Raw genomic sequence first — 8,243 nt, forward strand, 5'->3', positions numbered from 1 at the left:
CGCCCGCGCCCGCGCCCGCGCCCGCGCCCGCGCCCGCGGCCCGGCGACGGCGCCGCGCCGCGAAACTCCGCCGGCCCGGCAGCGCCGTCCGGGTCAGTACCGCGGCAGTGCCGGCGCCCTGCGGTGGGCGAGGACGTCGGCCCGGGCCGCCATCAGCTGGGCGCCGAACTCGTCGTTGAGCAGGTAGAACTCACCCTTGGCGGACTGCTCGAAGAAGATCCGGGCCGCCTCCAGCGGGTCCATCGCGGTCGCGTTCAGCTCCAGCATCCGGGCCCGGTGGCCCTCCGCCGCCGTGACGTCGCCGCCCTCCTCGGCGCCGCCGGCCGCCTCGAAGATGTTGGACAGGACCGCCCCGGGCAGCACCGCCTGGACGTGGATGTGATCCCCGTGGCCCGCCGCCTGCACCTCCAGGCTCAGGCACTCGGTCAGCGCCAGCACCGCGTGCTTGCTGACGATGTACGGCGCCTGCAGCGGCGCGGCGCCCACCCCGCCGACCGAGGACAGGTTCCAGACCCACGAGGGACCGGGCTCCGCCATCAGTTTCGGCAGGAAGGCGCGGACGCCGTGGAAGACCCCGTCGACGTTGACGGACATCACGCGCCGCCAGTTCTCGACGGGGGTGTCCCACAGGTAGCCGAACTGCTCCACGCCCGCGTTGTTGACCAGCAGCCGCACCGGCCCGGCCTCCGCGAGGGTGCGGTCGGCCAGCCGGGCCACGGCCTCGGGGTCCCGGACGTCGCACCCGACGTCGATCGCCCGGGCGCCCGCGGCCTCCAGTTCCCCGCGCAGCGCGGCGACGGCCGCCGCGTCGACGTCGGCCAGGACCACGGTCATGCCCAGCTCCGTGGCGGCGTACCGGGCGAGGCCCGCGCCGATCCCCGACCCGGCGCCGGTGATGACGGCGACACCGCCCCCGAACAGCTCCTGCACGTCCATGCTTTCCTCCCCATGAAGGCGCGGCGGACCCCGCGTCCGCCGTGCGCGGGTGAGCGCGCGCCCGAACTGTAGATCATGGATTCCGCCGTCCGCCGGACGGGTGATGCACGGGCGTCGTCCGGCTGTACCGGACGCGGAGGGGTAGACGGCACCGCGTGCAGACCTTCCTTCCGTACGCGGACTTCCGGCGGTCCGCGCTGGTGCTCGACCGGCGCCGGCTCGGCAAGCAGCGGGTCGAGGCCCTCCAGGTCTTCCGCGCCCTCACCGTGCCCGGCTACGGCTGGCGGCACCATCCCGCCGTGCGGATGTGGACGGGGTACGAGGAGGCCCTGGTGCGCTACGGGCTCGAGGTGTGCAGGGTGTGGCAGGAACAGGGCCGCCCGGACACCTGCGCGGCTTCCCTGACCGCTGAGTACGCCGCCTTCCGCCCGGAGGCCACGGACGTCCGGGCGCAGGAGGCGCTCGCCGCGGCGTCGGAGCTGCCGCCCTGGCTGGGGGACCGGGCGTTCCACCTGAGCCACCGCTCGGCGCTGCTGCGCAAGGACCCGGAGGCGTACGGGGAGTGCTTCTCCGGTGTCCCCGACGACATCCCGTACGTGTGGCCCGGCTCGGACCGCGATCCCCGGGAGAAGGGGAAGAAAGCGTGATCTTGACGGACAAGCGGGGAAACGGAATCTGATCAAGTACCTGTCAAAAACGCGTTCCCGGCTCCACGGTGGCCCCAACGGCGGTGCGTCGCAACCGCTTTGTGATCCGGTCGACGTCGCCGCTACGTCCGTGTATGCCCCCGAGTGGGCCGCTTGCCAAGATCGTTGGTACTCCCATCTACTGCTAGGGTGAAAGCTCTCCCCGTAAGCTGACGGCGCGTCAAACGGAAGGCGCCGCAAGCTGAGGGACTTCTGTCACGAATGCGACTTGAAGAGAGCCCCATGACGTCTTTGCTCCAGGATCCACTCCTGTGGATCTTGCTGGTGGTGCTCGGGGCCGCGGTCGCCGCGGTGACCCGCGCGCGGCGGACCAACATGGCGCTTCGCGTCCAGAAGGACGCCCTGCAGCGCGACCTCGGAGCGGAGAAGGCCGAACGGGCTCAACTGCGCAACGAGTTGACGGCGCTCGAGCACCGGCACCGGGACGCGCTCTCCGAGGTGCGGCAGGAGGCCGAGGAGGAGACCAAGTCCGTCCTCAAGGCCGCCATGCGCACCCTTCAGGTACTGGCCGACGAGCAGCAGCTGATCATCGACCGGACTCAGAAGAGCTACGGCGACGACCCCCACGTGGTCGCCGACCTGATGGAGATCGACCACGCCAACAGCCAGTTCAACCGCCGCGCCCAGGGCATCGCCGTCCTCTGCGGCGGCTGGCTCGGACGCCGTGAGCACCCGGCCTCGGTGTACGACGTGACCCGCAGCGCCCAGGGCCGCATCCGCCACTTCGACCGGGTGGAGATCAACGCCCAGGTGAACGTGACGGTCGTCAGCAAGGTCGTCGAGCCCCTCGCGGTGGTGCTGGCCGAACTGCTGGCCAACGCCACCAACTACAGCGCCCCCGAGATGCCGGTCGTGGTCAGCATCCAGTCGGTGCCCAACGGCGTCTGCCTGGTCGTCGACGACTACGGCGTGGGCATGAGCCAGGAGGAGAAGGACCGCGCCGCCGCGCTGCTCTCCCCGCAGGGCCCGGTGGACCTGGCCGCACTGGGCAACCCGCCCAAGTTCGGCTTCGCCGTCTCCGGCGTGCTCGCCGCCCGGTACGGCTTCCGTATCTCCGTCGACACGCCCTCCCCGTACGGCGGCGTGCGCGCCGTCATCCTGCTGCCGGAGGACCTGCTGACGGCCGAGACCCCCGCCCCCGCCACGGTCGGCGGCGCCCGCGACACCGCGCCGGACGAGCGCCCCGCGCAGGAACGGCGCAGCCTCGCCCCCGCCGTGCCCGCCGCGGTGCCGACCGCCCCCACCCGGCCCGTCGGCACCACGGCCGGAGGGCTGCCCAAGCGCCGCCGCGTCGCCGCGTCCCAGGCACCCGCCCGGACCCCCCTGCCCGGGCAGGACCAGCCGGAACAGCACGACAGTCCCGCCGAGACCAGCAGCGAGACGACCGCCTCACGCCTCGGGGCGTTCGCGCGGGGCACGGCACGCGGACGGGACACGACCACCTCGGAAGGATCCGAAGAGCAGTGAATGACCAGCTTTCCTGGGTGCTGGACGACGTTCTCACGGTGCGCGGAGCGCGGCACGCGATCCTCGTCTCCGCCGACGGCCTGCTGATGGAGCGGTCCAAGGGCATCGAACGCGACGACGCCGAGAAGAACGCGGCGGCCATGAGCAGCATGCAGTCCCTCAGCCGCGCGGTCGCCCCCTTCGTCGGCGGCGGCGACGGGACCTGGAAGCAGACGCTGATCGAGTACGACGGCGGCTGGATCTTCCTCATCGCGGCCGGCAGCGGCGCCTACCTGGCGGCCTCCGCCGCGCTCGACGTGGACATGGAGACCATGTCCTTCCGGATGCAGAAGCAGGTCGCCGCCCTGGGGAAGGCCATGACCTCGCCGGTGCGTCACGACGCCGGTGCCGACGCATGACGACGCCCTCCGAGGACGATCTGGTGACCGGGGACTTCGTCCGGTCCTACGTCATCACCGGTGGGCGGCGGCTGCCGTCGGCGACGGACCTGTCGCTCCACACCCTGGTCACGCTGGCGCCGGACCGGGAGCTCCCCCGGCGGGCGAGCCCCGAGGTCCGGGCCATCTGGGACATCTGCGGCGGCGGCTACCTCTCCATGGCGGAGGTGGCCGCCCACCTCGGGCTGCCGACGGCCGTCGCCCGGCTGCTGCTGACCGATCTCGCCGAACAAGGGCATCTGCTGCGCCGCGCCGCACCGCCGCCGGCCCAAGCCGTTGACCGAGGGACCCTCGAAGAGGTGTTGCATGGACTCCAGACGCTTTTCGGCTGACCGGCCGGCGGCCACGTATCTTCCGGCGGGCGTCAGGAGAGCCGTCAAGATCGTCGTCGTGGGGCACTTCGGCGTCGGCAAGACGACCTTCATCGGCAGCCTCTCCGAGATCGAGCCGCTGCGCACCGAGGAGAAGATGACCGTGGCCTCGGCCCCGGTCGACGACCTCAGCGGAGCGGGAGCCAAGGAGACCACCACGGTCGCCCTGGACTTCGGCCGCATCACCCTGAGCGAGGAACTGGTCCTCTACCTGTTCGGCACCCCCGGCCAGCAGCGGTTCGTCCAGCTTTGGGAGGACATGACGGTCGGCGCCCTCGGCGCGCTCCTGCTGGTCGACCCGGCACGCCTGGAGTCGACCTTCCCGGTCATCGACCTGGTCGAGAGCTTCGGCCTGGACTACGCGGTCGCGGTCAACAGCTTCGACCCCTCGGTCCGTTTCGAGGAGAGCGAGATCAGGGAGGCGCTCGACCTGCTTCCCGACACCCCCGTCGTCCACTGCGACGCCCGGGACGTCGCCTCGTCCGCCGAGGCGCTCAAGGAACTCGTCCGTCACCTGCTCACCCGCAAGGGCTGAGCCGGAGCCCCCGTTCTCCTCCCCCCCCAGGCCCGGGCCGCAAGGACGCCGGGACGCCGAAGGAACGCACCATGGACTTCACACCCGCCGCCGACGGCGGCGCACCCTCCCGCTGCCCCATGCACGGCGCCGACTTCGCCGCCGCACCGCACGACGTCTACGACGCGCTGCGGGCCCGGGGGCCGGCCGGGCCGGTGGAACTCGCTCCCGGGGTGGAGGCCACCCTGGTGGTGGGGCACGAGGCCGCGCTGCGGGTGCTCCAGAACAGCACCCTCTTCGCCCGGGACTCCCGCCACTGGTCGGCGCTGCGGGAGGGCCGGATAGCCCCGGACAGCCCCGTGCTGCCGATGATGATGTTCCGGCCCAACTGCCTGTTCACCGACGGCGCCGAGCACCTGCGGCTGCGCAAGGCCGTCACCGACAGCCTCGACGCCGTCGACGGCCGTCAGCTCGCCCGCGACGTGCGGAACATGGCGGACTTCCTGATCGACCGCTTCAGCGAGCGCGGCCGCGCCGACCTGCTGAACGAGTACGGCAAGGTGCTGCCGCTCCTGGTCTTCAACAAGCTCTTCGGCTGCTCCGCCGACATCGGCGACCGGCTCACCCGGTCGATGGCGGCCATCTTCGAGGGCCGGGACGCGATCCAGGCCGACCGGGAACTCACCGAGTGCCTGATGGAACTGGTGGCCCTCAAGCGCCGCGACCCCGGCGACGACCTGACCACCAGGCTGGTCCAGCACCCCGCCGGGCTCAGCGACACCGAGCTCAAGGACCAGCTGGTGATGCTGATGGGCGCGGGCGTGGAGCCCGAGCGCAACCTCATCGGCAACACCGTGCTGCTGATGCTGTCGCCCGAGGGCTCCGGCCTGCTCATCGAGGAGGCGATGGAGCACGTCCTGTGGGACGACCCGCCCATCGCCAACTACGCCACCCACTTCCCCAAGCAGGACGTCGACCTGGCCGGGGTCCACCTCCCCGCGGGCAGCCCGGTGGTGATCAGCTTCGCGGGAGCGAACGCCGACCCGGCGCTGACCCAGGCCCGCCGGTCCCGCAGCCAGGGAGCCCACCTGTCCTGGGGCGCCGGGCCGCACAAGTGCCCGGCGTCCTCTCCCGCCCAGGTGATCGCCCTCACCGCCGTGGAGAAGCTCTTCAACGAGCTCGACGACCTGGCGCTGGACGTCCCCGTCGAGGACCTCGAATGGCGCCAGGGGCCATTCCACCGCGCCCTGGCCTCGCTTCCCGTGCGGTTCAGCCCGTCCGCGGCCACCCGGGTGGCCGCCGTGACGGGGCACCGCCCGCTCCCGCCCACCACACCCGTCCCCGCCCCGCGGACCGCCGCCGCGCAGCCGGCCGCGCCGGCCCGCAAGAAGGGATTCTGGGGCTCCTTCCTGGACGTCTTCCGCCTCTGAATGATCACTGGCATGTGACACGGGCAACTGCCGGGACAGGAGTGAGGCCCCGTCAGGCATGGGTAGGCTCCGCCGGAATTCGCTTTCGGAATCAGAAGGAGGAGCAGGGGTGACCGCTCTCGTCGATCCCGTCCCCGGTGTTCCGGCCGGCTGTCCCGTCCACGCCGGCGGGGCCGGGGCGGAGACGTCCAGGCCCGTCCCGGCCGCCCCGGGGCGGGACGGCGGGCGTCCGCTCGACGGGAGGGCCGGCCGGCCTCCCGCGGACCGGCGGACCGTCATCTCCCTCGTGCGCCGGCTGCGCTCCCCCGAGGGACAGCGCAACCCGCTGCCCGTCTACCGGGCCTTCCGGGAACTCGGCGACGTGGTGCCCGCCCCCTGGGGCGGATGGTTCGTCACCGGCTTCGACCTCGCCAACCAGGTGCTGCGCGGACGGGACTGGCTCACCCCCGACATCGCCTGGCAGGAACGCCGGCCGGACCCGGAACGCTGGCGGGCGCCGGCCACCCGGGAGATGAGCCACACCCTCTCCCGGCTCAACGCGCCCGACCACACCACCCAGCGGCGCGCCCTGGGCAACCTCTTCGGCCGCTCCACCCTGGAAGCCGTGCGGCCCGGTGTCGAGGAGCACGTCGACACCCTGCTCGACGACCTGGAGCGGGCGCTGCTCGCCCACGGCGAGGCCGACTTCGCCACGGTGGTCGCCGACCGGCTGCCGATCCGGACCGTGGGCGGCTGGCTGGGGCTGGCCGAGGAGGACCACGAGCGGATCCTCGACTTCACCCACCGGCAGGTCTTCGCCCAGGAACTGCTGCCCACCAGGAGCCAGCTCGCCGTCTCCGAGGCGGCCACCCTGGAGATGCGGGCCTACTTCACCGGGCTGCTGAGGCACCGTCGCGCCCACCTGGGCGAGGACGTCCTCTCCGGCTGGATCCGGTACTGGGACGAGTGGCACGCCGGTGACCGGGAGGCCGCCGACCGGGTCCTCTACCACCTGACGATGTTCGTCACCATCGCCTCGCTGGAGACCACCGCGACCCTGCTCTCCTCCTCGGTCGCCCTGCTGCTCGCCGATCCCGCGCGGTGGCGGTGGCTGCGGGAGCATCCCGGACACGTCGGCGACGCCGTCGAGGAGGCCCTGCGCCACGATCCGCCGATCTGGCTGAACAGCCGGGTCGCCGCGAAGGACACCGTGCTCGGCGGCGTGCGGGTCGCCCAGGACTCCGTCGTCCACGTGCTGTTCGGGGCCGCCAACCACGACCCGCGGCACAACCCGGATCCCGAGACCTTCGACATCCTCCGCGGCGGCTCGCAGCTCACCTTCGGCGGCGGGGTCCACTACTGCCTGGGCGCGGCGCTGGCCCGGCTCGAGGCGACCACGCTGCTGACCCGGATGCTGAAACGATTCCCCACCTTGCGGGCGGCCACCGACGGGCCCGAGTACGCGCCCCGGATGGTCTTCCGCCGCATCACCTCGCTGAAAGTGACCCGATCCTGATGACGTCCACACCCAAGACCCTCCGCGTGCGGCGCGACGGGGACGTGCTCCACATCGAGCTGAACATGCCGGAACAGGGCAACGCCGTCACCGAGGCCATGCTGGACGACCTGCTGGAGGCGCTGGAGGGGCAGGAGCCGTCCGTGCGAGTGGTCGTGCTCTCGGCCGTGGGGGACGACTTCTGCCTCGGCGGCGACCGGGAGGAGTTCGCCGAACAGCTGCGGCGCGATCCGGGAGGGGCCGGGATCCGGACCTCCGGGGACAAGGCCCGCCGGGTCTGCGCGGCGCTCTCCCGCAACCCCGCGGTGACGGTGGCCAAGGTGCGGGGACGGGCGGTCGGAGCCGGATTCGCGCTGGCCCTCGCCTGCGACCTGCGGATCGGCACGCCGGACGCCACGTTCCGGCTGCCGGAGATCGCGCTCGGGCTGCCGGTCGCGTGGGGCGGGCTGCTGCCGCGGCTGCTCGACGAGGTCGGGACGGCCAGGGTCCGCGAGATGGTGCTCACCGGGCGGCCGGTGGGGGCGCGGGAGGCGCTGGAGTGGTCCGTCCTCCAGCGCGTCGCGCCGGAGGACGAGCTGGACGCGGCGGTCGACGCGTGGGTCCGGCCGGTGCTGCGGCGTCCGCGGGGCGGTCTGCGGATGACCAAGGCGCTGCTGGAGGCACACGGGACGGCCACGCGCATGGCCGACGCGTCCGTGCTGGACGGCGAGCTGATGGCGGCGGCCCTGGTCGCCGCGCAGTGGGGCGACCGCCGGTAGCGCCGGCGGCGCGTCCGCGCGTCACGTGTTGCCGGAGCCGGAGCCGGAGCCGGAGCCGGCGCCGCCGGCGGTGCGCCGGGAACGCCGGCCAGGACCGCGGGGGCGGCGCCCCCGAGGCCCCGCCCCCG

9 protein-coding genes are annotated in these 8,243 nt (G+C 72.9%); 8 read left to right on the forward strand and 1 reads right to left on the reverse strand.

The window, feature by feature from the left end; all coding sequences use genetic code 11:
• Positions 1–93 precede the first annotated feature (93 nt).
• A complete protein-coding gene (locus A2U95_RS20865; protein WP_166025572.1) occupies positions 94–936 on the reverse strand; it encodes an SDR family NAD(P)-dependent oxidoreductase in 843 nt (280 codons plus the stop codon).
• A 155-nt stretch (positions 937–1,091) separates the two neighbouring features.
• Here A2U95_RS20865 and A2U95_RS20870 point away from each other — a divergent pair, with 155 nt between their 5' ends.
• From A2U95_RS20870 to A2U95_RS20905, 8 genes are all read left to right on the forward strand, one after another.
• The gene (locus A2U95_RS20870; RefSeq protein WP_166025573.1) at positions 1,092–1,583 is read left to right on the forward strand and encodes an MSMEG_6728 family protein; all 492 of its coding nucleotides are present in this window, start codon (positions 1,092–1,094) and stop codon (positions 1,581–1,583) included.
• Positions 1,584–1,865: 282 nt separating this feature from the next.
• The gene (locus A2U95_RS20875; protein WP_166025575.1) at positions 1,866–3,110 is read left to right on the forward strand and encodes an ATP-binding protein; all 1,245 of its coding nucleotides are present in this window, start codon (positions 1,866–1,868) and stop codon (positions 3,108–3,110) included.
• Positions 3,107–3,508, forward strand: coding sequence for a roadblock/LC7 domain-containing protein (locus A2U95_RS20880; protein WP_151770404.1), 402 nt, complete (start codon positions 3,107–3,109; stop codon positions 3,506–3,508). The genes A2U95_RS20875 and A2U95_RS20880 overlap by 4 nt, the downstream gene beginning before the upstream one ends.
• Entirely contained in the window at positions 3,505–3,879 is a 375-nt protein-coding gene (locus A2U95_RS20885) for a DUF742 domain-containing protein (RefSeq protein WP_166025577.1), read from the forward strand. Before A2U95_RS20880 ends, A2U95_RS20885 begins: the two co-directional genes overlap by 4 nt.
• Positions 3,854–4,453: a GTP-binding protein gene (locus A2U95_RS20890; protein WP_166025579.1), complete on the forward strand. Its 600-nt coding sequence runs from the start codon at positions 3,854–3,856 to the stop codon at positions 4,451–4,453. Before A2U95_RS20885 ends, A2U95_RS20890 begins: the two co-directional genes overlap by 26 nt.
• A gap of 71 nt (positions 4,454–4,524) precedes the next feature.
• On the forward strand, positions 4,525–5,862 hold the full coding sequence (locus A2U95_RS20895; protein WP_240957498.1) for a cytochrome P450: 1,338 nt from the start codon (positions 4,525–4,527) through the stop codon (positions 5,860–5,862).
• Positions 5,863–6,157: 295 nt separating this feature from the next.
• Entirely contained in the window at positions 6,158–7,357 is a 1,200-nt protein-coding gene (locus tag A2U95_RS20900; protein ID WP_240957499.1) for a cytochrome P450, read from the forward strand.
• Positions 7,357–8,115, forward strand: a complete 759-nt coding sequence (locus A2U95_RS20905; protein WP_166025583.1) for an enoyl-CoA hydratase/isomerase family protein — start codon at positions 7,357–7,359, stop codon at positions 8,113–8,115. Before A2U95_RS20900 ends, A2U95_RS20905 begins: the two co-directional genes overlap by 1 nt.
• The last annotated feature ends 128 nt before the right edge of the window (positions 8,116–8,243 follow it).

Source organism: Streptomyces chilikensis (genome assembly GCF_001642695.1).
GTDB lineage: Bacteria > Actinomycetota > Actinomycetes > Streptomycetales > Streptomycetaceae > Streptomyces > Streptomyces chilikensis.

Coding starts and splice junctions, on each gene's coding strand:
- A2U95_RS20865 (WP_166025572.1), bottom strand. CDS start 936: ATGGACGTGCAGGAGCTGTTCGGGGGCGGTGTCGCCGTCATCACCGGC.
- A2U95_RS20875 (WP_166025575.1), top strand. CDS start 1,866: ATGACGTCTTTGCTCCAGGATCCACTCCTGTGGATCTTGCTGGTGGTG.
- A2U95_RS20885 (WP_166025577.1), top strand. CDS start 3,505: ATGACGACGCCCTCCGAGGACGATCTGGTGACCGGGGACTTCGTCCGG.
- A2U95_RS20890 (WP_166025579.1), top strand. CDS start 3,854: ATGGACTCCAGACGCTTTTCGGCTGACCGGCCGGCGGCCACGTATCTT.
- A2U95_RS20895 (WP_240957498.1), top strand. CDS start 4,525: ATGGACTTCACACCCGCCGCCGACGGCGGCGCACCCTCCCGCTGCCCC.
- A2U95_RS20905 (WP_166025583.1), top strand. CDS start 7,357: ATGACGTCCACACCCAAGACCCTCCGCGTGCGGCGCGACGGGGACGTG.